Annotated in this window: 19 protein-coding genes; 14 read left to right on the forward strand and 5 right to left on the reverse strand. The window is 67.1% G+C overall.

What is annotated here, in order from left to right; genetic code table 11:
- The first annotated feature begins 12 nt into the window (after nt 1-12).
- The gene (locus GGR33_RS07885; protein WP_183503752.1) at nt 13-558 is read left to right on the forward strand and encodes an RNA pyrophosphohydrolase; all 546 of its coding nucleotides are present in this window, start codon (nt 13-15) and stop codon (nt 556-558) included.
- A 45-nt stretch (nt 559-603) separates the two neighbouring features.
- On the forward strand, nt 604-1,215 hold the full coding sequence (locus GGR33_RS07890; protein WP_183503754.1) for a DUF2939 domain-containing protein: 612 nt from the start codon (nt 604-606) through the stop codon (nt 1,213-1,215).
- A gap of 61 nt (nt 1,216-1,276) precedes the next feature.
- Here the strand turns inward: GGR33_RS07890 and GGR33_RS07895 are convergent, their stop codons facing one another.
- Both GGR33_RS07895 and GGR33_RS07900 read right to left on the reverse strand, forming a co-directional pair.
- The gene (locus GGR33_RS07895) at nt 1,277-1,627 is read right to left on the reverse strand and encodes a photosystem reaction center subunit H (RefSeq protein ID WP_183503756.1); all 351 of its coding nucleotides are present in this window, start codon (nt 1,625-1,627) and stop codon (nt 1,277-1,279) included.
- A 91-nt stretch (nt 1,628-1,718) separates the two neighbouring features.
- A complete protein-coding gene (locus tag GGR33_RS07900) occupies nt 1,719-2,153 on the reverse strand; it encodes a response regulator (protein ID WP_183504970.1) in 435 nt (144 codons plus the stop codon).
- 177 nt (nt 2,154-2,330) lie between these two features.
- On the opposite strand from GGR33_RS07900, the gene GGR33_RS07905 reads away from it, so the two are divergent.
- The 7 genes from GGR33_RS07905 to GGR33_RS07935 all read left to right on the forward strand — a co-directional run bounded on the left by GGR33_RS07905 (nt 2,331) and on the right by GGR33_RS07935 (nt 10,290).
- Nucleotides 2,331-3,002 (forward strand): YoaK family protein, encoded by a 672-nt coding sequence (locus GGR33_RS07905; protein WP_183503758.1) that lies wholly within the window; start codon nt 2,331-2,333, stop codon nt 3,000-3,002.
- Between the two features lie 31 nt (nt 3,003-3,033).
- Complete coding sequence (locus GGR33_RS07910; protein WP_183503760.1) at nt 3,034-4,041, forward strand: WD40 repeat domain-containing protein; 1,008 nt, start codon at nt 3,034-3,036, stop codon at nt 4,039-4,041.
- A gap of 7 nt (nt 4,042-4,048) precedes the next feature.
- A complete protein-coding gene (locus GGR33_RS07915; protein WP_183503762.1) occupies nt 4,049-4,315 on the forward strand; it encodes a hypothetical protein in 267 nt (88 codons plus the stop codon).
- 63 nt (nt 4,316-4,378) lie between these two features.
- Nucleotides 4,379-4,909 (forward strand): DUF2937 family protein, encoded by a 531-nt coding sequence (locus GGR33_RS07920; protein ID WP_183503764.1) that lies wholly within the window; start codon nt 4,379-4,381, stop codon nt 4,907-4,909.
- Between the two features lie 127 nt (nt 4,910-5,036).
- Nucleotides 5,037-6,278 carry a peptide ABC transporter permease gene (locus GGR33_RS07925; protein ID WP_183504972.1) on the forward strand — a complete coding sequence of 414 codons (1,242 nt, stop codon included), beginning with the start codon at nt 5,037-5,039 and terminating at the stop codon, nt 6,276-6,278.
- Between the two features lie 144 nt (nt 6,279-6,422).
- Nucleotides 6,423-8,462: a YgiQ family radical SAM protein gene (locus GGR33_RS07930; protein ID WP_183503767.1), complete on the forward strand. Its 2,040-nt coding sequence runs from the start codon at nt 6,423-6,425 to the stop codon at nt 8,460-8,462.
- 319 nt (nt 8,463-8,781) lie between these two features.
- Nucleotides 8,782-10,290 carry a glucosamine inositolphosphorylceramide transferase family protein gene (locus tag GGR33_RS07935; RefSeq protein WP_183503769.1) on the forward strand — a complete coding sequence of 503 codons (1,509 nt, stop codon included), beginning with the start codon at nt 8,782-8,784 and terminating at the stop codon, nt 10,288-10,290.
- An 8-nt stretch (nt 10,291-10,298) separates the two neighbouring features.
- Here GGR33_RS07935 and GGR33_RS07940 read toward each other — a convergent pair whose 3' ends face one another.
- Nucleotides 10,299-12,389, reverse strand: coding sequence for a GumC family protein (locus GGR33_RS07940; protein ID WP_183503771.1), 2,091 nt, complete (start codon nt 12,387-12,389; stop codon nt 10,299-10,301).
- 91 nt (nt 12,390-12,480) lie between these two features.
- Nucleotides 12,481-14,520 (reverse strand): heparinase II/III family protein, encoded by a 2,040-nt coding sequence (locus GGR33_RS07945; RefSeq protein ID WP_183503773.1) that lies wholly within the window; start codon nt 14,518-14,520, stop codon nt 12,481-12,483.
- 173 nt (nt 14,521-14,693) lie between these two features.
- Here GGR33_RS07945 and wecB point away from each other — a divergent pair, with 173 nt between their 5' ends.
- The 3 genes from wecB to GGR33_RS07960 all read left to right on the forward strand — a co-directional run bounded on the left by wecB (nt 14,694) and on the right by GGR33_RS07960 (nt 18,219).
- Entirely contained in the window at nt 14,694-15,818 is a 1,125-nt protein-coding gene (gene wecB / locus GGR33_RS07950; RefSeq protein ID WP_183503775.1) for a non-hydrolyzing UDP-N-acetylglucosamine 2-epimerase, read from the forward strand.
- Nucleotides 15,819-15,925: 107 nt separating this feature from the next.
- Nucleotides 15,926-17,188: a UDP-N-acetyl-D-mannosamine dehydrogenase gene (gene wecC / locus GGR33_RS07955; RefSeq protein WP_183504974.1), complete on the forward strand. Its 1,263-nt coding sequence runs from the start codon at nt 15,926-15,928 to the stop codon at nt 17,186-17,188.
- A gap of 254 nt (nt 17,189-17,442) precedes the next feature.
- A complete protein-coding gene (locus GGR33_RS07960; RefSeq protein WP_183503777.1) occupies nt 17,443-18,219 on the forward strand; it encodes a WecB/TagA/CpsF family glycosyltransferase in 777 nt (258 codons plus the stop codon).
- On the opposite strand, the gene GGR33_RS07965 is transcribed toward GGR33_RS07960, so the two are convergent.
- Nucleotides 18,188-19,621: a lipopolysaccharide biosynthesis protein gene (locus GGR33_RS07965; RefSeq protein ID WP_183503779.1), complete on the reverse strand. Its 1,434-nt coding sequence runs from the start codon at nt 19,619-19,621 to the stop codon at nt 18,188-18,190. The genes GGR33_RS07960 and GGR33_RS07965 overlap by 32 nt on opposite strands.
- Nucleotides 19,622-19,827: 206 nt before the next feature.
- Here GGR33_RS07965 and GGR33_RS07970 point away from each other — a divergent pair, with 206 nt between their 5' ends.
- Both GGR33_RS07970 and GGR33_RS26395 read left to right on the forward strand, forming a co-directional pair.
- Nucleotides 19,828-20,760, forward strand: a complete 933-nt coding sequence (locus GGR33_RS07970) for a hypothetical protein (protein ID WP_183503781.1) — start codon at nt 19,828-19,830, stop codon at nt 20,758-20,760.
- A gap of 5 nt (nt 20,761-20,765) precedes the next feature.
- Nucleotides 20,766-21,944 (forward strand): GNAT family N-acetyltransferase, encoded by a 1,179-nt coding sequence (locus tag GGR33_RS26395; RefSeq protein WP_183503783.1) that lies wholly within the window; start codon nt 20,766-20,768, stop codon nt 21,942-21,944.
- The last annotated feature ends 5 nt before the right edge of the window (nt 21,945-21,949 follow it).

The following is a 21,949-nucleotide window of genomic DNA, read 5'->3' on the forward strand; positions in this document are numbered from 1 at the left end:
GGTCGTGAGGTGATGAGCGTTTCTCCGCCCGAGCCCCAAGAGCGGCACGATGCCGCCTACCGTCCCTGCGTCGGGATCGCGCTGTTCAACCGCAACGGGCTGGTCTTCCTCGGACGGCGCCGTGGCATCGGCGATTCCGTGGCACAGGCCCATGCCTGGCAGATGCCGCAGGGCGGAATCGACGAGGGCGAGGCGCCGCACGACGCGGCCCTGCGCGAACTCTACGAAGAGACCAACGTCTCCGCCGGTTCGGTCACCTTGCTCGGCCAGACCGAGGGCTGGCTGACCTACGAACTGCCCCCAGACCTGCTGAAGCAATCTTGGAAAGGTCGCTATCGCGGACAGGCCCAGAAGTGGTTCGCCTTCGGCCTCATGGGGCCGGATGACGAGATAGACATCGACCACCCTGCGGCCGGCGCCCATAAGCCGGAATTCGACGCCTGGCGCTGGGAGCGGCTCGGGGCGACGTTGGGTCTGATCGTTCCCTTCAAACGGTCGGTCTACGAGACCGTGGTGGCGGCCTTTACCCGCCATGAGGCATGGCGGGTCGAGGCGTGAGGACGTCGTCCGACCTCTCGCCCGGCATGTGACGCGGGCCGTTTCATGCGTTGGTGGCTCATCCCGATCGTGGCGGCGCTCGGCTGGTTCGCGTTCACGCTGACCCCGCTTTGGGCGCTCTACGACCTCGCTCATGCGGTCCGGTCGGGCGACACGGCCTATGTCGAGAAGCACGTCAATTTCCGGGCGCTCCGCCTATCGCTGACGCGCCAGCTCACGACGGCAATCAGGGTCGGCAGTGCGGATTTGGAGTCGCGCGAGCGCCAGAGGATCAATGATCTCGCCGGGGCACTTGCGCTTCCGCTGGCCGAGGCGCTGGTCACGCCGCAGACCACGATCGATCTCCTGAACGACGGCTGGCCGCAGAGCCTCGACCTGCCGAACCCGCCTCAGCTCTTCGCTTCGAGCGGGCTGAGGGCGGACCGGATCAGCCGGCTCGGCGCCTTCTACACCGTCTCGGAGATGCGGGGCTTCCGCACGGTGGTCGTCGCCGTGCCGCCGAACCGGAAGGGGCCGCAGCAGTTCAAGCTCCGCTTACGCCTGCACAATTGGTCTTGGCGGCTGATCGATGTCGAGCTGTCGGAGACCTTGCGCAGTCGGATCGCCGAGAAGGTCGCCCGTCTTGCCGCCAAGCGCGGGGGCGAGCCCGGCGGCTAAGCCCCTGTGGGCGAGGAGCAGCCGTTGCGACCGGGCACGGAGCCCTGAAGGCGCCCTTCGATTATTTCGGCTTTGCCGGCGCCTTCGGTTCGCGCTCCTGCTCGATCTCCTCGGCCTTTTCCTCGTCGGTGTCGCCGCCGCGCTCGATCGTCTTGATCGGCTGAGCCGTCAGCTGGCGGACGATGGCAACCAGGCGCTCGCATTCCGGCTCGAACTTGAAGGCGTCGAGGACGATCGCCGCGTCGCGCAGCGTGCGCAAGTCGCGCACCGTCTGCTCGTTGGCTGGAGCCTGCAGCTCCTTCTTGCCCACGATCTCCTCTTCGAGCTTCAGACCTTTCACGTCGCAGGCTGCGGAGGCAGCGCAGCCGCTCGCCAGCAGGATCGCAAAGGCCATCGGCAGGGCAGAGCGCATGGGACGCGATCCTTCGGTCGTCTCGGGGGCAGGGGAGCGCAGGCGCTCGCGCTGATCAAACTGCCGAGCTGTCCTCTGGTTGCACCGGCGCTCAGACGTGATGCGGGCTCGCGGCGCGGCGCAGGATGTCGTTGGTGAGCGCGACGATGTCGCTCGGCAGGTAGGGCTTCGGCACGAAGACCGAGTCGCAGACTGCCTCGTTTTCCGACAGGCCACCGCAGCCACCCGAGGTGTAGACCACCGGCAGGTCCGGACAATGGCGGCGCGCGCGATGGGCGAGCACCAAGCCGTTGGTGTTGTGGGCCAAGTCGATATCGGTGAAGAGCAGGTCGACTCGCTCGTGGGCCAGAATTTGCTCGGCCTCCATCGCATCGGCGGCGGTGAGCACGCGGTAGCCCTCGTCATGCAGGGCCTCGGCGGCGAGCTCGCAGACCATGAACTCATCCTCGACGACGAGCACGACGCGATCGGCCATGCCGTCGAGGCGGAAGGCGGGAGCGGCGGGAAGACAGGCGAAGGGCAGCATGAAGGAACTCCAACTCACCCGAAACCCTGCAACGGCAAAGCTTTCGGATCGCCGGACCAACGGCTCCGCTAAGGCCGTCGTTCACCGTGATTCCCTCGATTTGCGCCGAACTGGTAACCGAATCGTTAACCTTTCGCCCGCTGGCGTTAAGAACTGTTTTCCCGGAGAGTCCGCGCGGTGAGCCGACCGATCCTGATCGCCTTCGGGCTCATGCTCACGGCGCTCGCCGGCTTCATCGACGCCATCGGATTCATCCGGCTCGGCGGCCTCTACACCTCGCTGATGAGCGGCAACACGACCCAGCTCGCCGTTGCCATCGGGCATGGCGAGGGACAGCACGCGCTGCTGCCGTTCCTGCTGATCCTGGCCTTCCTGGTGGGCGCGGTGATGGGCGGTGCCATCGCAGCGCTGGCGCCGGAGCGCTGGGCAACGCCGGCCATCCTCGCCTTCGAGACCATCGCCGTGGCTTCGGCTTTCCTGAGCGCGCACGAACAGCTGCGGCTCGGCACCGCGGCGCTGTTTCTGTCGCTGGCCATGGGCACGCAGAACGCGGTGCTCGCCCATATCCAGGGATTTCGCGCGGGCACCACCTTTGTGACCGGCGCGCTGTTCTCCTTCGGCCAGAAGATCGCCTTGGCTCTCGCTGGGCGCGGTACGCGCTTCGGCTGGGCCGGCGACGGGCTCGTCTGGCTGGCGCTGATGGTGGGTGCCGTCGCGGGCACGGTCGCCCATACCCATTACGACATCGATGCCCTCGCCATCCCGGCCGTTATCATGGCGGTGCTCGCGGCCTGGGCGGCGACCGCCGCGCTCGTCACCGGCAGGGCGATCGTGAAGCCGTCCTCTTGACCTCTCCCCTGTCTCGATTAGGCCCGCGCGGATGAGTTCCAGCCTTCCCTTCCTGACCGATCATGTCGCGCCGCTCGACACAGGCGCTTATGTCGCCCTCGCGCATTGGCTCAAGGACACCGTGGCCCTTGCCCTGGCCGAGGGTGGCGTCGTGCTGGTGCGCGGCGACGAGCGGCAGATCGTGGCCCCGCATGGCGACGGCGGCATCCTGGTCGCGACCGGCGATGCGCGCCGGCTGGTCACCGGAGGCGACGACGGCCGGGTCATGGCCATTTCGGCCGACGGGTCGGTCGCAGAGCTCGCAGCCGCGAAGGGCGGCGCCTGGATCGACGCCCTGGCGCTGCATCCCGACGGCGGAGTGGCCTACTCGGTCGGCCGCAACGTCACGGCACGCGACGCCAAGGGCCGAGAGAGGACGTTCAGCGCCCCCTCCAGCGCCCGCGGGCTCGCCTTCGCGCCGAAGGGCTACAGGCTGGCAGTCGCCCACTATAACGGCGTCAGCCTCTGGTATCCGAACCTTGAGACGCCGGCCGAATTCGTCGAGTGGAAGGGCTCCCATCTCGACGTGACGTGGTCGACGGATGGCCGCTTCGTCATCTCGACGATGCAGGAGAATGCCCTCCATGGCTGGCGCCTCCAGCCCGACCGTGGCCATATGCGGATGTCCGGCTACCCGGCCAAGGTGCGCTCGACGGCCTGGTCGCATGACGGCGATTGGCTCGCGACGAGCGGCGCGGAAGCCGCCATCGTCTGGCCCTTCGACTCGAAGGAGGGGCCGACCGGGAAGGCGCCCCGCGAATGCGGCGTGCGCCCGGCCCGCGTCTCCCGCGTTGCCTTCCATCCCAAGGCCCTGGTGCTCGCCATCGGCTACGAGGATGGCTGCATCCTGCTCGTGCGCTTCACCGATGCGGCCGAGCTGCTGGTGCGCCCCGCCGTGAAGGACAGCGGCATCTCGGCGCTCGCCTGGGATGCCACCGGCGGCCGTCTCGCCTTCGGGTGTGCCGATGGACAGGCCGGCATCCTGACGCTTCCGCGCTGAGCTTGCCGTGACGCTGTTCGGCTTCGGCAGACCGCGCCCCGGCGAGGCAGAGCGGCGCAGGATCGAGGACTGGGCGCGAGAGGCCGGAGGTTACGGCGAGACCGTCGTCGTGAAGGTCAACGAGATCGTCTGCGCCGATCCGGCCTGTCCGGGCTTCGAGACGGTGCTTCTGATCATGGCACCGAAGACGCGCAGCGCGGCCGCCAAGATCGCCAAGCCGCTCGCCGAGGTCACCCGCGAAGACGTCGTGGCCGCGATCTCTGCATCTTCGTGATCCGGGCGGTTGGAACAGCTAGGCCGGTCATGCTTTTGTCCTCGGGAAATCGAGGAGACAATCGTGTTCCGGGTCATCCGCACATTCGGCCTCGCTCTCGGCCTCATCGGTGCCGCCATCGCGGCGCAGGCACCTGAATTCGCTCAGCAATACGCTCAGCGTCTCGGCGGCGCGATCGAGGAACTGCGGCGTCAGATCGCGACGCTGGATGCGGACGCGCAGGCCACCGGCAATACCCGCGACAGCGCCATCGAGAATCTGCGCAAGAACGCCGATGCCCTCGTCGCACGGCGTGGCGAGGCGGTACGCGGCGACGTCGAGCGCTTCAAGGCGCTCGACGCGCAGAAACAAGAGATCGACTCGGCCTCGTCACCGCTCGGGAAGACGGTTGCGGTGGTTCGGAATCCCGATATGGCCGTCGCCCGCGCCGCTTATCGGGACTACCAGCCGGCAGTGCCGACCACGACCGATGGGCTGGTCGCCGGCCTCGTCGGTTTCCTGGCGGCCTGGGGTGGCTGGCGGATCATCGCCGATCTCGGCCGCGGCATGGGCCGCCGAGCCCGCCGCTCACCGCCCGTGACGCGCGCCGTCTGAGCTTTCACGAATCCGTGTTCGACGGGGCACGGGTGTTGCAGGAGCCCTACAGCGTCGAGGCGGCGAGTTATCTAGGAGAAGCATGACCGAGCCAGCATCCGCTGGCCGCGCCGGACCTGTTTCGAATATGGCGCGCGCGCCCGCCTCTACCGCCGATCCGGCCCTCGACGCCGCAGCCCTGCTGCGCCGCATCGGGTTCTTCACGCTATTCGTGATCGTGCCGGTCGCGGCCCAGGTCTCGCGCCGCGCGACGGTGGTGCTCGCGCCGATCACCATCGTTCTGCTCATCATCGCGAGCGCGATCGACCGCAAGAACCGGCCGCCTGGCGCGAGCGTCGGCCGCCTCGTCCGGTCGCCAGCCTTCGCCGCAGCCATCTTGATCGTCTTCTGGTCTGCGCTCTCGCTAGCCTGGACGCCGTTTCCGGCGCCTGCCGCTGAACGCCTCGCCAATCTCGTCGCCACCCTCGGGCTGACGCTCGCCGGCTATCTCGCGCTGCCGGACCGGATGCGTTCTGCGAACCTCTACCTGCTGCCGCTCGGCGTGGGAGCGGCGGCGATCGTCGCGATTCTGATCGGGCTGTTCGGCGACGCGATGATGCGCGATGCCGGCGATGCCGACGGCGCCCTCGAACGCGGCGCCATCCTGCTCGCCATCCTGTCCTGGCCGGCCGTCGCCTGGTTGCGCTCGCGCCGCCGTGACACCGGCGCGTTGGCGACGGCGCTGCTGGTAGCCGGCGCGCTCATGCTGGCACCTGGGCTGACACCACTCCTGGCGCTCGGCATCGGCGCGCTCGCTTTCGCCCTGACGACCTATCGTCAGAGTCTCGGCGTGCGGATCACCGCGATTGCTGCCGCCCTCCTGCTGGTGCTCGCGCCGCTACTGCCCTTCGTGCTCCGGCCGATCGCCTCGGCCATCCTCGGATCGACCTCGCCGAGTTCCATCTCGCTGAAGGTCTGGCAGAAGCTGGTGACGTTGGAGCCCGTGCGTCTGATCACCGGGCACGGCTTCGAGACGGCCCTGCGCGGGCGCTTCGTGAACCTGCTGCCGATGAACGCGCCGACCACAATGCTGTTCGAGCTCTGGTTCGAACTCGGCATCGTCGGGGCCTTCGCCGGCGCCTTCCTGCTCCACGCCTCGATCCGCAGGACCGGCCGCGACAGCTCGCTGCTGGTTCCGGGCGCCATTGCTGCCTTCGCGACGGCCTTCACCATCGGATGCATCGGCGTCGGCCTCACCGCGATCTGGTGGCTCACGTCGCTTGCCATCGCGGTCCTCGCCTTCGTGGCGATCGAGCAGGGACAGTTCCGCGCGAGCCGCCCGAAAGCCAGCCTGTTGCCGAAGGCACCCGGCCCGGCGCTTGGCGACTGAACTCCGACGCTCGGTTTTCGGCTCGCGGTGCCGCCTCGGGCGGATTTCTGCCGATCTGCTTGCCGGCTCTGCCACTTCGATAGATCGGCGGCCGCCCTTGCCGTTCGTTGAGATCGCGGCCCTGGCGGCCTATGGATGTCGCCCATGGAACTCCAAGCGTCCGCCGCACCACTCCTGGCGCCCCTCGCCTGCAAAATGCCGCCTTCCTGGAAGGCGGCGCCGTTCCTGCCGATGAGTCGCGCCGAGATGGCGGCGCTCGGCTGGGATTCCTGCGACATCGTGCTTGTGACGGGCGACGCCTATGTCGACCATCCGAGCTTCGGCATGGCCATCATCGGCCGGCTGCTCGAATCGCAGGGGTTTCGCGTCGGCATCATCGCGCAGCCCGACTGGCAGTCCGCGGAGCCGTTCAAGGCGCTCGGCAAGCCGCGGCTGTTCTTCGGCGTGACTGGCGGTAACCTCGATTCGATGGTGAACCGCTACACCGCCGATCGCCGGCTGCGCAGCGACGATGCCTATACCGCCGGCGGCGAGGGCGGCGCGCGCCCGGACCGCTGCACCATCGTCTACACGCAGCGCTGCCGCGAAGCCTTCAAGGACGTACCGATCGTGCTCGGCGGCATCGAGGCCTCGCTGCGCCGCATCGCCCATTACGATTACTGGTCCGACAAGGTGCGCCGCTCGATCCTGGCGGACGCCAAGGCGGATCTGCTGATCTACGGCAACGCCGAGCGCGCCGTGGTCGAGGTGGCCAACCGCATCGCGGCCGGAGAGACGCCGCGCGAGATCGAGGATATCCGCGGCGTCGCGCTGTTCCGCCGCGTGCCCGAGACCTACACCGAGCTGCCCGCTGACGATCTCGACAGCGCCGACGAGGCCGCGACCCGCCGCCCCGGCGACACCGTCATCCGCCTGCCGGCCTACGACGAGGTCGTGGGCGACAAGGAGGCCTATGCCCGCGCCTCGCGCGTGTTGCACCGGGAGGCCAATCCCGGCAACGCCCGCCCCCTCGTCCAGCGCCACGGCGACCGCGACCTTTGGCTGAACCCGCCGCCCATCCCGCTCTCCAGCGACGAGATGGATGCCGTCTACGACCTGCCCTACGCCCGCGCCCCGCATCCGTCCTACGGCGACGCCAAAATCCCCGCCTGGGACATGATCAAATTCTCGGTGACGATCATGCGCGGCTGCTTCGGCGGCTGCACCTTCTGCTCCATCACCGAGCACGAGGGCCGCGTCATCCAGAACCGTTCGGAAGGTTCGATCCTGCGCGAGATCGAGCATATCCGCGACAAGACGCCGGGCTTCACAGGCGTGATCTCCGACGTCGGTGGCCCAACGGCCAACATGTACCGGATGGCCTGCAAGGACCCGAAGATCGAGGCGGCCTGCCGGTTGCCCTCCTGCGTCTTCCCGGACATCTGCCCGAACCTGAACACCTCGCACGACGACCTGATCCGGCTCTATCGCAAGGTCCGCGAGGTGAAGGGCGTCAAGAAGGTGATGGTCGCCTCGGGCGTGCGGTACGACCTCGCGGTCAGGAGCCCCGAATATGTCGAGGAGCTCGTGACCCACCATGTCGGCGGCCGCCTGAAGATCGCGCCCGAGCATACCGAGCGCGGGCCCCTCGACCTGATGATGAAGCCCGGCATCGGCACCTACGACCGCTTCAAGGAGATGTTCGAGGCAGCGGCGAAGAAAGCCGGCAAGAAATACTACCTGATCCCGTATTTCATCGCGGCGCATCCGGGCACGACCGACGAGGACATGATGAACCTCGCGCTCTGGCTCAAGAAGAACGACTATCGTGCCGACCAGGTGCAGACCTTCCTGCCGTCGCCCATGGCCACTGCCACGGCGATGTACCACACCGAGGTCAACACGCTGCGGGGCGTGCGGCGCGGCGGCAGCGAGCCCGTCGACGCCATCAAGGGCCTGCGCCAACGCCGGCTGCACAAGGCGTTCCTGCGCTACCACGACCCCGAAAACTGGCCCGTGCTGCGCGAGGCGCTGAAGGCGATGGGCCGCGCGGATCTCATCGGGCCGAGGCCGGACCAGCTCGTGCCGTTCTCGCAACCGCCGGGAATGGGCTCGGGTCCGGGCAAGGCGGGCGGCCAGCCCCGACCCGTGCACCACCCGGGCAGGCCGCGTTTCACCACGAAGGGCGTGCCGATCAGAAAGTGACGGACGCGTGAGCGCCTGATGATCGGATGTCCCGATGGCAGCTTCCGAGCCAGATCGGTCGTCGCATGTCTGGCGCCGACATCGGCTCTGGATAAGGTTGTGCGCTGGGCAGAACACCGGACTGGGCGAGCAGCCGTCGAGAGACGAGGTCCGAGCACGCAAAACTGGTCATGCACCGACCAGAGATTTGTGCGATCACCGTCGTCACTCAGTCAATGTGCATCTGTGCTGGGAGTTAATTCAACGAAACTTAATTATGGATCATGTGCTTGTTAAAATAAATAGCATCCGATGAAAATTCAATTCGGGCATCGAAGACATGAATGTCGGCGTCTACGTAAATGATCGTGCGGTCCGCCGATGGATCATAGTGCTTCTCCAACGCATCGCTGCATTACCGAACGTGACTGTGTCGGTTGTCTCATTGCCGGCACCGAGTGGAGTGCGCAGACGTGAGGCGGCCCTCCTCAGCATCGAGGCGATACTCGGGCGCCGATCGCCGAAAGGTTGGGCTGAGCTGACCAAGGAAATGGCCGCCGAATGGTTGGTCCCTACTGACGTATGCGATCTTGTCTTAGACTTGACTGGTAATGCGCCGGTCGGCGCGGGACATCGCGTCTGGCAGTTGAGTTTCGAGGGCGCGACGGGAGAAGGAGCGCTACTGTCCGCATTGATGGCCGGACATACGCCTCACGTCGCGCTCGTGGAAGATGGTCACGTCGTGGCGTCGGCCCGGGTTGGAACCGAGGCGCACGGCAATATCCTGACGGTCTTCGAGGATGCGCTCGCACGCACGACGACCTTGATCGTTGCGGCCGTGCGGGGACTAAGGCCGCCAACAGAGAGCACCCCACCGACATCCGAGTTTGCTACTCGAACCAATCTTTCGTTCCCGGCGATAGCGGACTATGCGGCGCGGCGAACGTTCGCCACTCTCGGCAACGGTCTCCGGAAGTTACGATACAGGTATCCTCATTGGCGTGTCGGTTGGCGCCACCTCGATGGCCGTGACGTGATTGATCTGGGTACTCATCCCACCAATGGCTGGAATGATCTGCCGGACGATGGCTCTCGATTCTACGCCGATCCATTCCCGATCGATCACAATGGCAGTACAATATTATTTGTCGAGGATTACGAATACTCTCGTTCCAAGGCGGTCATATCAGCGGTCGCATTCGACTCTGATGGACCGATCGGAGTCCCGGTCCCGGTTCTCGATGAACCATATCACCTCTCTTATCCCTTCGTTTTTGCGCAGGGCGGCGATTACTGGATGATTCCGGAGAGTTGCGCTGCGGGAACCGTCGATCTCTATCGCGCTCACCAGTTTCCCGGCGGCTGGGTCAAGGAGGCGACGCTTCTTTCGGGACTGATGGCGAGCGATGCCACGCTCGTCGAGCATTCGGGATGCTGGTGGATGCTGGCAACCGTTCGCGAGACCGTGCCGGAGGCGGGAGATCTGGCGCCGCGCGGATCGTTTTCGGACACCCTTCACGTCTGGTCGGCGCCCGACTTTCGCGGCCCCTGGACACCGCATGCGCGCAATCCCGTACTCATCGATATCGCTTCGGCCCGGTCGGCCGGCCGGATCGTGTCACGGGGCTCGAAGCTCATCAGACCGGTGCAGGATTGCCGCCGGGGTTACGGGGCTGCACTCGCGTTGGCACGCATCGATCGCCTCGACGATGGTGGATACGCGCAGACCGTCGAGGCACAGCTCGAGCCTGGTCTCGCCTGGGCGGGTTCTTGTCTCCACACGCTGAACCGAAGCAGCGCCTACGAATTCATCGACGGAGCGGGTCGCGTGCCGCGCTGGGGCTTCTAACGGCCCCCTCAGGCAGCGGCTTCCTTTGCGATGAGAATGCCGCGGACGCAGTCGGCGTTGAACGACAGCGCCTCGAGCGCCTCGCTGATATCCCGCTGAACGGCTGCTCCACCCTCGACCACGACGAGAATGTCGTCGGCCAAGGCTGCGAAGCCGTCGGTGCTTTCGCTGATCGAACCGGCATCCACGATGACGATCCCGGACTGCCGCAGGTAGGGAGCGAGAGCCTGGCGAAGCGAACGCACGTTCACTGTGACCGCGCTGGTCTCATGCGTGCCGGCCGTGACGACCTGCAAGCCGTTGAAGGAGCGGGGCGTTGGCAAACGCGGCTCCGGCAGCATCGCCAGGACGTCCGTGAACCCCGGCTCGCGCCCGGCATGGAGCATCTGCGTCAAGGTCCGGTTCGCGAAGTCGCCATCAATCAGAAGGGTTCGCTCTCCATCGTTGTTGCTGACGAGAGCCAGAACCTGCGCCAATCGCGCCCGGGAATTCGTCGCCCGGAGCCCGGCGACCACGACGAGACGCGCCGGACCGCTCCCTGCAGACGGTGACAGAAGGCCCCTCACCTGCTGGATGGCGGGATCGCGGGTGGTCTCGCTCGGCGTGACCGTGACCATCGGCAGGGGAGTTCGAGCCGGGAGCGCACGGTTCGGGCCGTTCGTTGCGGATGTCCGGTCCGCTTGATCGCGTAGCAGCGCGAGACCCAAGCCCATGATGGCGCCGAACCCGAGGCCGCCCGCGATGATGAGAGCACGCGAGATTCCGCTGCGGCCGAGCGGCGCGACGGCCTGGGTGATGACCTGCGCGTTGCTGTTGGCGAGCGCCTGGCGTTCGTCGAGGTCCTTGGCTCGGTTGAGGAAGCTCTCGTAGACCGAGCGGTCGGCGGTGGCCTGCCGTTCCAACTCTCTCAGGCGAACCTGCGCCTCGTTCGCCGCGCTGTTCTCGCGCTTCAACACCTCGATCCTGCGGGTGATCGCCGTCTCACTGAACTTGGCGCGCTCATAGTCGCTTTGGGCGGTGCGTGTCAGGCGAGTGACTTCCTCGGCGATGCGCTGGCGGACGATCTGAACCTGCTTCTCTGCGGTCTGCATCGACGGGTGGCGCGACCCATAGTTCATGCGCGCGTCCGCCTCCGCACGAGTGGCCTCGGTGAGCTGGCCGCGCAGGGCGATCATCGTCGCGGAATTCGCCACCTCGGCCATGGCGTCGGCCGGTTTGCCTCCGCTGCCCATCCGCTGGATCTCGGCGACGCGCGCTTGCTGGTCGGCGGCGCGGGTCCGGGCTGCCGTCAGGTCGCCATTGAGTTCGGAGAGCTGCTGCTCTTTCACCAGCCGGCCGTTGGCGCTGACCAGATCGGACTTCTTGCGATAGTCTTCGACCGCAGCCGCGCTACGCTGGACGCGTTTGCGCAATTCCTCCAGCCGGCCGCTCAGCTCTGCGCTCGACCGGCGCGCGGCCTCGGAACGGACGTCGCTGGTGTTGCGCACGTAGGCATCTGCGATGGCGTTGGCGATGCGTACCGATTTCTCGGGATCGCTGGTGCGCACGCTGATATCGATGACGAAGGTCTTCTCGGAGCGACGCACGCTCATGTCGTTCTGGAGCGTCCTCAAAGCCGTCTGCATCGGAGACTCGCGAGGCCCCGGCGGCGGGGCCGTGGCGAACATGTCGTGCAGGGGCTTGAGAAGGCGCGCGGACAGGCCGGGAGGCGGGTCGACGAATTCGGGGTCGGCCGTGAGATTGAGCTTCTCGACTACCCTGCTCAGGAGGCTGGTCGAGGCAATCACCTGCACTTGGCTGTCCACGTCGGCGCCGGTCTCGTCGCCCGTGGGGTTGTTCGGTCGCAGGTCGTTCTGGAGGATCTGGTTGCCGCGCGGATCGAGCAGGACCTTCGTCGAGGCCTCGTAGCGCGGGTTGATCGCCAGCGCGGCGACGAGCGCCACTGCCCCGCTCAGGACGGCCGGCACGACGATCCATGACCAACGCCGGCGAAACGCCTGAAAGATGCCGCGCAAATCGACGACGGCGCCCTGTGCCGCATCGTCCATCATCGCCCGCTGCGCGGGGACGAGCACGTAGCGATCACCACTCATGTTCATCGCGACCTCAGCTCGAGCTTCGCACGGCAACCGCGTCCCAGAATGGGACTGGCCTGCTGCCGCACGACACGCGGATGTCCCACTCCGCAACTCACGGTCTGGACACGTGCTCAGCGAGCGAATCGCGGGCCACGGGAGCAACCTGCATCGCCGGCTGGAACTGGAACCGCGTGACCGCTTCCGCCTGTCCGAGCACGCCCGAGAGGACGAGGCGCTGGGCGTCTTCGATCTCCCCGAATGCCTGCGAGCGCACGGCGCCCTGCGCGGCCCCGCGCCGGAGTGCGATCGGAAATCCGACCGGAGCTTGCAGGCGAAGCAACGGATTGCCGCCCCGGGAAATCGTCGCCGTCGGACCGTCGAGACCGATATCGAGGGCGTCGGGAAGCAGGAAGGCGATCTCGGCCGGGGCGCTTCCGCTGGTGAGGCTGTCGCCGATGGTGATCGCATCCGCTTCGCGGGCGATGCGCCGCCGGTGCTCGAGGCCGAAGCGGCTCCGATAGCCGTCATGGGCCGCCGTCACGCTCCAGTTCGGACCGGGCTCCTGTGCGAGGAGATGCGTTCGGGCGCAACTCGACCAGCCGAAGGCCGACGAGGCACGGCTCTGAGAGGCGCCGTGCAGGCTCACGCTGTTATGGCTCAGGCTCTCACGTAGGCGCAGGCGCTCGGTTCCGGCCGAGAAATATAGCCACGTGCCGGCGTCGATCAGCACAGGTTCGCCGTCGATACTGAGCCAGACGGCGAGCGCGTCGCTGTGCCCATGCGCGGCCAGCGTACCGAAGCCGAGCGGGCCGTGATCGAAGACGAGGTGAACCCGCCTCTCGCCGATCGACTCGCGCAACGCGGTGTAGCCTGCATGAGGAAAGGTCTGCATGTCCTCGGTCGGCACCTCGGCGGCACGGGGCGCGGCGAAGATGATGTCGCGCAGGTGCGGCGACCGGTCCGGCGGGGCGAGGTCGGGGCGCCCAAGGAGGCCGGCCAAGGCGGCGACGATACTGGCGACATAGCGAGGCTCCCGATCCGGCGGCTGCGCGATCACCCGGGTCTCGTCGTCGTCGCCGATCGCCGGGGCGTGTCCGGCCTCGTCGAGGATCGAGCGCAAGAAGGCCGTACCCTTGCAGAGACGCTCCAGCACCTCGGCGGCGAGGGGCGCGCCGTCCTCCGCAGCCAGCAGGGCCACCAGCGCCAGCATCTCTAGCGTGAAGGCGAGGTAGACTGGGGACTGCTCGGCTCCGCCGCCATCGGGATGGATCAGGCGAAGCGCCATCCGCTCGGTGATGTCGCGACCTTCAGCAGCCCAGGCGCCCCCGATGTCAGGCAACAGTCGCCCGGCCAAGAACAGACCGAGGCCCTCGGCCATGCGGTGATTGTTGGCCGAGGAGTGCAAAGAGGGGAACGTCTCGAGGTAGACGGCATGAGCAGCAGCCATGCGCCGGATCAAGATCCGATCGGCCGGCGCGAACGACTCGGCCTCGCAGCCGGCGCAGACCAGCGTCAGTGAAGCCAGGCGCAGGGCTATTTCGATCCCGGACGTCCAGTGGATCCCGGCGTAGGGCGGGTTGGTCTCGGCGAAGTCGCGCAGGATCGCGAGCGCGGTCCGCGCGTCGCCGACGGCAGCCAGCGGGTGGAGAAACTGCAGGCGGCCGGGCTCCCAGACGTACTTGGCATCGCCCCGCAAGGGGCCCTTAGGATCGGTCCCGGTGGTGCGGGTGTCGATGGAGAAGGCGTGGGTCGGCGAGCCCGGCCAAAGACGGGCCGTGACCGGGTCGTGGAGCCAGAATCGAGTGCCCGCACCCGCGCTCCAATCGACCCGAGGCCAATCTCGGCCGAGGAATTGAAGGTGCCCTGAGCGCGTCGACTGCGCGCTCGCGACGATGCCGGGTAACGACGCCGCATCGTGCAAGCGCTCGCGAAGCAGCCGGCTGCTTCGGATCGGCCCGTCTCCGATGCTTTCGTCCCACGCCGGCTGTCGACGCCGCCAAGCCCGCCGCACCCCAGCTTCGTTCAAGCGGTGGAGGATCTCGGCGCCCGACATCGCGCGGACGCGCGCTGCGTACCAGCGCAGGCGGCCGAGCCGCGACACGACGGCCATCAGCGCCGTTGGCGCGGCACCTTCCATCGGGACGCTACGCATTTACCCTGTCCGAAATAACAAAATAAACTCTCGCCCGACCCGATGCGATGTCAGTCTCGATAGACTAAGTCAAAGCCGTCCGCGAGAGGGCGCAGTAACGGATCGATGAGTTTCAACGGTATTGGTTCATTGACCCTGTCGTCGTTAACGGAACACTACGGATTGACTCTGAGATGAAGGTTCTCACCGTCTTCGGCACTCGACCAGAGGCCATTAAGATGGCGCCGGTCGTCGCGGCTCTGCGTGAATCGGCGAGCGTGTCCGTGCGTGTTTGTGTCACGGGCCAGCACCGGAGCATGCTCGACAGCGTGCTGCGGACCTTCGCGATCGTCCCGGACGACGATCTCGACGTGATGAGCCCCGATCAAAGCCTCTCGGAAGTTTTCGCCCGCATTCTGGCTCGGCTCGACCCGATCCTGGCGACGTGGAAGCCGGATTTCGTGCTGGTACAGGGGGATACCGTCACGAGCACGGCCGCGGCCTTGGCCGCCTTCTACCGGCGGGTGCGCGTCGGGCATGTCGAGGCTGGCCTGCGCACCGGCGATATGAACAGTCCCTGGCCCGAGGAAGCCAATCGGCGTCTCACGGCCGTCGTTACCGACCGTCATTATGCCCCCACCGAGCGGGCGCGCCGCGCGCTGTTGGCCGAGGGCTATCCGGAGGATGCGATCCGGGTCACGGGCAACACGGTGATCGATGCCCTGCTGCGCTGCACGGAGGCGAACGCGCGCGATCCTGCGCTGCAGTCCCGGCTCCAGATGGATTTCGATTGGATCGACCCGCATAAGCGGCTGATCCTGGTGACCGGCCATCGCCGGGAAAGCTTCGGTGGCGGCTTCGACAATATTTGCAAGGCTTTGGCGACGCTCGCCCGGCGGCCGGACGTGCAGATCGTCTACCCTGTCCATCTCAACCCGAACGTGCGCGGTCCGGTCTTCGGGCAACTCGGCAACAATGAGTCGATCCGCCTCATCGAGCCGCTGGACTATCCCGAATTCGTTGCCCTGATGAGCCGTGCGGACCTGATCCTCACGGATTCCGGCGGCATCCAGGAAGAGGCGCCAGCACTTAGGAAACCGGTCCTGGTGATGCGCGATACGAGCGAGCGACCGGAGGCGATCGATGTCGGCGTCGCCCGTCTCGTTGGGACCGACCCGGCCGCCATCGTGGCTGGCGTGACCGATCTCCTCGACGATGCAGGCCGCTACGCCGCCATGGCCAACGGCGCGACTCCATACGGCGACGGCCGTGCAAGCGCGCGCATCGTCGCCGACCTTCTGGAATGCGGTTCATCCTGACCGCGAAGCGTACGCCACCCTATCGAAGCGTTGCAGCGCCGAGTCCCGGCAACGTCTCACCTGTCCCACCCCGTCCCCCCAAGGATGAGAGCGACCGCAGCATGACGATGACCTTCAAGACCATCTCCGTGATCGGTCTCGGCTATGTCGGCCTCCCGACCGCAGCGATGTTTGCCTCGCGAGGCCTCTCGGTGATCGGTGTCGACGTGAAGGAGGACGCGGTAGCTCGCGTGCGCGCCGGCGAGGCGCATTTCGTCGAGCCTGACCTGGACATCGTGATGCGCGCGGTCGTGACCGCGGGAAACCTCCGGGCCGTCACCGTTCCCGAGCCGGCCGACGCCTTCCTGATCGCGGTGCCGACGCCGATCCGCGACGACCACACGGCCGACGTCTCGGCGGTGGAGAGCGCGCTTGCCTCGATCGCCCCGGTGCTCAAGCGTGGCGATCTCGTCATCATCGAATCGACCTGTCCGGTCGGAACCACCGCGCGGGCCGCCGAGCAGCTACGGCGGGCGCGTCCCGACCTGAGCCTGCCCGACGACGCGCCGGAGGCTTCCGACATCCTGCTGACCTACTGCCCGGAGCGCATTCTGCCAGGCCAGACCCTGCGCGAGCTCGTCGATAACGGCCGCACCTTCGGCGGACTGGACCGACGCAGCGCGCTCGCCGCGCGCGACCTCTACACCCTCTTCGCCCGAGGGCCGATGCGGATGACGACGGCGCCGACGGCGGAGCTCTCCAAGCTCGTCGAGAACGCGTTCCGAGACGTCAACGTCGCCTTTGCCAATGAGCTGTCGACGGTCTGCGAGGCGCTGGGGCTCGACGTGTGGACCGTGATCGACCTGGCCAACCTTCATCCGCGCGTGAACATCCTGGCGCCGGGACCCGGCGTCGGCGGCCACTGCATTCCGGTCGATCCCTGGTTCATCCACGAGGCTCTGCCCGAGCAGACCCCGTTGATCCGCACGGCGCGCGAGGTCAATGATCGTAAGCCGCACCAAGTCGCCGAGCGTGTCGTGGCGGTTGCCGAGCGATACCGCGATCCGACGATCGCGCTGCTCGGCCTGACCTACAAGCCGAATGTCGACGACCTGCGTGAGAGCCCGGCCCTCCAGGTCGCCCGCGATCTCGCACAGCGGGAGATCGGCCGACTGCTGGTTGTAGAGCCGCATGTCGACGCGTTGCCGGCGGGGCTTGCCGACCGTCCGAGGGTCGAGCTGACGACGCTTCAGGAAGCCGCGGCCCAGGCCGACATCGTCGTGATTCTGGTTGCCCACAACCGATTCCGCAGCCTCGACCGCGGGGCACTCAGCCACAAAATCGTCATCGACACCGTCGGGTTGCTCACCGTGCCCCTGGTCTCGATGTAGCGGGCGCCCTCGTCTGGACGGGCTGGCCGCGAGTTGCCCGTCCCCAGAATGTTTGACGAGCACGGTCATGTGTGCCGCGCGATTATACCCGAGCGGGTCTTCCGCAGATCGATCATCATCGACGGTCGGAGACCGTATTCTGCACCGTCGAGAGTTGCTTGATCGGCAATGCCCGATCGCATAACGACGCAACTCTCAATCGACAGATTTCATCTAAAGGCCGTCTTGCCGAACTCGGTGCAATAGGACGCTCGATGCGCAAATCGCTCCTTGGCCTGCCTGTCGATCTCCTGACCTTCGACAGCACGCTTGCGCTCGCGGGTGACGCCATGCGGACGGGCACGCCGTGCCAACACGTGGCCCTCAACGTCGCCAAGCTCGTCAATGCGCGCAGGGATAGCGAACTGGACCGCGACATCCGCAACAGCGAGATCGTCGGCATCGATGGGATGGGGATCGTCTGGGCGCTGCAACTCCTGGGAGAGCGTCGAGCCGTTCGGGTCGCGGGAATCGACCTGTTTGAAGGCCTGATCGGCCTTTGTGCCGCCGAGGGCTTCCGGCCGTTCTTGCTCGGAGCGACGCCGGAAGTCCTGTCGGCGACCGAAGCCGAGTTGAAGCGGCGCCATCCCGACCTCGTGGTCGCGGGTCGCCACCACGGTTATTTTGGACCCGCCGACGAGACGACGCTCTGCGCACAGATTGCCGCCAGCGGCGCTCATTGCCTGTTCGTCGCCATGCCCACGCCGCGCAAGGAGCGCTTCATGCTGCGCAATCGCGAGCGGCTCGCAGTGCCGTTCGTCATGGGGGTGGGTGGCTCGTTCGACGTGGTCGCCGGCAAGGTCCAGCGCGCACCGCGCCTCCTGCAGCGCAGCGGGCTCGAATGGTTCTACCGCCTTGCCCAGGAGCCTCGCCGGCTTGCCGCCCGCTACACGCGCACGAACCTCGTTTTCGCGCGGCTCATGGCGCGAGAGATCGGCGCGCGCCTCGTGGCCCGTTTCGTCACGGCGCGCTCGACCGAGCAGGCCGGCTGAGGGGAATGCCAGCGCGCAGGACCTTGTGCAGGGTCAGCGCGACGAGACCGAGATAGACGGCGCCTCCGGCCGCGACCTGCGCGGCGAGACCCCAGGCGCCTTTGGGATAGATGTCGAGCAGCAGGACGGCCGACATCGCCGCGGTGGCGACCGCGAGGCGAAGGACGGCCTGCAGAGGGATCGTGAAGCCGTGCTGCGTGCGGGCGACAACGAAACTGTAGAGCGCGCAGCCGGTCGTCGCCACGAGCGGGCCGAGGCAGGCTCCGCGTACGCCGTCGAGCGTGACGCCGATCGCGCAGAGCGCGACGGTCGCCACCGCCTCTACGGCGTTGACCCCGAGCAGGAAGCCCGGCCGCTCGGCGATCATGAAGACCTGATCGACCGTGTGCATCCGGAGGTTCCGGACGGCCGCCGCCAGGGCAGCGAGCGGAAGCACGACCAGGGTGGCCGCGCCGAATTCCTGGCCCACGAAGACCTGCGTGAAGGGGCGCGAGACCAGCGCCAGCCCAACGGCGGCCGGCAGCAGCAGTCCCAACGTCAGGATCGCGGTCTGCCCGACCTGGGCGATGCCAGCGCCCACGCCCTCGCGGGCGACACGCTGCACGGCGAGAGGGAACGCGGCGGCCGTGACCAGGGTCGCGACCACGCCGATCAGGCGCTGGCCGAGGTTCCAGCCGACCGAGACGAGGCCGACCATCGCGAGCCCGTCGACGCGCTCCACGACGACACGGATTCCGTTGAGGCAGATCCAGCCGAAGCCGCCGGCGATCAGAAGCGGGCCGCCGTAGGCGAGCGCGGCGCGCAGTGGCGCTCTTGCCGTTGCGGCGGGGAAGCCCAGGCGCATGCCGAGCCGGCGCGCCAGCACCGGCAGGATCGCCGTCTGCACCAGGGCGAAGCCCGCCACGACGGCCACCGTGTCCGGCCAGACGCTCATCAGCGCGAGCCCGGCCGCGAAGCCGACGACCGGGCCGGCGAGTTGGACGATCGTGTAGGTCGCCACGTCGCTGAGTGCCCGCGCTCGCTCGCCGAGATGGACGTTGATCGTGCGGCTGAGCGTGAAGGCGAGCGTCGCCCCGATCAGAGCCGGGCTGCCGAGATGACCCGTCAGCGCCAGGGCGACGATCACCACGGGGAGTTGGGCGAGGGCGGAGAGCAGGATCACGGCGCTCTCGCTGCGCTCGTACGCGCTGCGGTCGGCGAGCCCCGGCAGGTAGCGGACCGTGAACTGCGTCCACCACGACAGGCACAAGGTGAAGGCGAGTTCCTGAACGGCGAAGACCAGGGCGATGAAGCCGAAGTCGGAGGGCTGCAGCCGGTGCGTCCAAACCAGAACGGCGACGAACTGGAACGCCGGCCCCACGACCTGCGCCGGCAGATACTGAAGCGTCTTGCGGATCATCATCGCACCGGCCTTACCGCAGGCGTGGATCGGCCGCCCAGTCCGCACGGATTACGGGCCCGTCTCGGCCGGCGGCACGCCGCCAACTCAAGCCGTATCGGCACCAGAGTTGCCATGGATCTTCTTAAGCGGGCGTCTCCGGGCGCTCCCGCCTCGATTTCATACGACGTTGTGCCGCCTCGGCACGCGACTCGATAGGAGCTCTCCTCATGCGTGCCGAGCCGGTGTTCACGTCCTGGACCGAGCAGGAAAGCAAGCTATGGGGCAACCAGCCCGTGCGGATCGAGCATCGCTTGAACAAATCGCCGCTGTTCAGCATGGACGGCTTGGCCGACCTGATCGACCGCTATCCACGCCAGCACTACAGCCTGATTCAGATGGGGGCGCCAGGACAGCGCAAGCTCTGGCGCGAGGGTGAAATCGGCGATCTCTCCGGCGCCGAGGTGATCGAGGCGATCGGCAAGGGCCGGATGTGGCTCAACCTGCGCAGGGTCGCCGAGGTCGATACTCGCTATCGTGATCTCGTGAACGCGATCTTCGGCGAGCTCTCCGAGCGGGTGCCGGGCTTCAACTCGATCGACGAGAGCATCGGCATCCTGATCTCATCGCCGAACGCGCAGGTCTACTACCACGCCGACCTGCCGGGGCAGTCGCTGTGGCAGATCCACGGGTCCAAGAAGGTCTACATCTATCCGGCGGTCGAGCCTTTCCTGGCGCCCGAGCATCTGGAGGACATCGCGCTGTTCGGCGTCGAGGTGAACATGCCCTACGAGCCCTGGTACGACGAGCACGCGCGCTGCTTCGAGTTCAAGGCCGGCGAGATGCTGAATTGGCCGCTCAACGCGCCGCATCGCATCGAGAATATGAACTGCCTCAATGTCTCGATGACGATGGAATACTGGACGGACGACTATAAGCGCGCGCAGGTCGTCAACCTTGCCAACGGCATCCTGCGCCATCGGTTCGGCCACAAGCCGAAAAGCCGCGCGACGCATGGTCCGATCTTCTGGGGCAAGCGCGTCGCGCAGCGCCTCCTGCGCGACACCCCAGCTCTCAAGCGCGAGCGTAAGGCGCTACGCCCGATCAGCTTCCGGCTCGATCGGACGCATCTTGGCGAGATCCTCGATCTCGAGGCGGCCTGAGCTTCGTGAGCGCGACGAAAACGGCAACAGCCTGGCCGATCTTCGCCGGAGGGGCGGCCGGTGCCGCCGCCTATCGGGTCGTCGTGGCGACCGATTGGACGGCAGCGCGAGCGGCTTGGGAGGCCGCCTTGGCTGCCGGCACCGCGACGCCGTTCCAGCATGGGACCGTCGTCGACGCCTGGTACCGGGCGATGGCCGGTCGTCCCGACGTCGAGCCACTGATCGTCAGCGTCTATGACGACGCCGGCATCCACGCCCTCAGCCTCGCGCTGATCCGGCTCGGCGGCGGTGGCCGACGGGTGATCGCCTTCGCCGATCTCGGCCTGATCGATTATAATGCTCCGATCCTCGGGCCGGCCTCTCCGCGTGACGCCGCCGGGGCCGCGCAACTGTGGCGCGCCCTGCTTCGCGCCCTGCCCACGGCCCAGCTCATCGACCTGCGCAAGATGCCCGAGCGCATCGCCGATCGGCCGAATCCCCTGGCGCTGCTCGGCACGCTGCCCTGCCCACTCAACGGGAACGTGGTGCGGACCGGCGACGATTGGAACGCCTACCACCACAGTCTCAAGCGGACGGTGCGCAAGGAACTGGAACGCGCTTGGCGCGTGTTCGAGCGCCATCCCGCCGCCGCTTTCCGCCCGATCGACGACCCGGCCGAGCGACTTCACGTGCTCCGCGCGATCGAGGTTCAGCAACCCCTGCGCATGGAGAGCACGCACAAGACGTACGTTCTCGACGAGCCGAATGCCGCCGCCTTCTACCGAAACCTCGTCGAGTCTCCCGCCACGAAGGATGCGGTGATTCTGACCGCCCTCACGGCGGGCGAAGAGGTCGTGGCGGCCCTGCTCGGGCTGCATCACGACGGCGAGTACATCATGGTTCGCATCAGCAACGCCGAGGGCGTCTGGTCGAACGCCTCGCCGGGCAGAATCATCATCGACAAGTCGATGGAGTGGCTGCACGGCCGCGGTCACCGCCATTTCGATTTCAGCATCGGCAACTACGACTACAAGCGGCGGTTCGGGGTCGAGCCCATCGCGCTGGTCGATCTGGTTCGGCCCCTCGGCCTGCGCGGTCTGCCGGCCAAGGCGGAGCTGCACGCCAGGGCGTGGCTGCGCCGCCATCCGCGGGCGCGGGCGCTCGCGGAACGCGCGCTCGGGCGGGCACCCAAGACCGCGCCTTGAGGTGA

The organism is Methylobacterium brachythecii (assembly GCF_014196345.1).
GTDB lineage: Bacteria > Pseudomonadota > Alphaproteobacteria > Rhizobiales > Beijerinckiaceae > Methylobacterium > Methylobacterium brachythecii.

Coding starts and splice junctions, on each gene's coding strand:
- wecB (WP_183503775.1), top strand. CDS start 14,694: ATGAAGGTTCTCACCGTCTTCGGCACTCGACCAGAGGCCATTAAGATG.
- GGR33_RS07890 (WP_183503754.1), top strand. CDS start 604: ATGCGTTGGTGGCTCATCCCGATCGTGGCGGCGCTCGGCTGGTTCGCG.
- GGR33_RS07925 (WP_183504972.1), top strand. CDS start 5,037: ATGGCGCGCGCGCCCGCCTCTACCGCCGATCCGGCCCTCGACGCCGCA.
- wecC (WP_183504974.1), top strand. CDS start 15,926: ATGACCTTCAAGACCATCTCCGTGATCGGTCTCGGCTATGTCGGCCTC.
- GGR33_RS07885 (WP_183503752.1), top strand. CDS start 13: ATGAGCGTTTCTCCGCCCGAGCCCCAAGAGCGGCACGATGCCGCCTAC.
- GGR33_RS07970 (WP_183503781.1), top strand. CDS start 19,828: ATGCGTGCCGAGCCGGTGTTCACGTCCTGGACCGAGCAGGAAAGCAAG.
- GGR33_RS07910 (WP_183503760.1), top strand. CDS start 3,034: ATGAGTTCCAGCCTTCCCTTCCTGACCGATCATGTCGCGCCGCTCGAC.
- GGR33_RS07895 (WP_183503756.1), bottom strand. CDS start 1,627: ATGCGCTCTGCCCTGCCGATGGCCTTTGCGATCCTGCTGGCGAGCGGC.
- GGR33_RS07900 (WP_183504970.1), bottom strand. CDS start 2,153: ATGCTGCCCTTCGCCTGTCTTCCCGCCGCTCCCGCCTTCCGCCTCGAC.
- GGR33_RS07965 (WP_183503779.1), bottom strand. CDS start 19,621: ATGATGATCCGCAAGACGCTTCAGTATCTGCCGGCGCAGGTCGTGGGG.
- GGR33_RS07960 (WP_183503777.1), top strand. CDS start 17,443: ATGCGCAAATCGCTCCTTGGCCTGCCTGTCGATCTCCTGACCTTCGAC.
- GGR33_RS07940 (WP_183503771.1), bottom strand. CDS start 12,389: ATGAACATGAGTGGTGATCGCTACGTGCTCGTCCCCGCGCAGCGGGCG.
- GGR33_RS07945 (WP_183503773.1), bottom strand. CDS start 14,520: ATGCGTAGCGTCCCGATGGAAGGTGCCGCGCCAACGGCGCTGATGGCC.
- GGR33_RS07930 (WP_183503767.1), top strand. CDS start 6,423: ATGGAACTCCAAGCGTCCGCCGCACCACTCCTGGCGCCCCTCGCCTGC.
- GGR33_RS07935 (WP_183503769.1), top strand. CDS start 8,782: ATGAATGTCGGCGTCTACGTAAATGATCGTGCGGTCCGCCGATGGATC.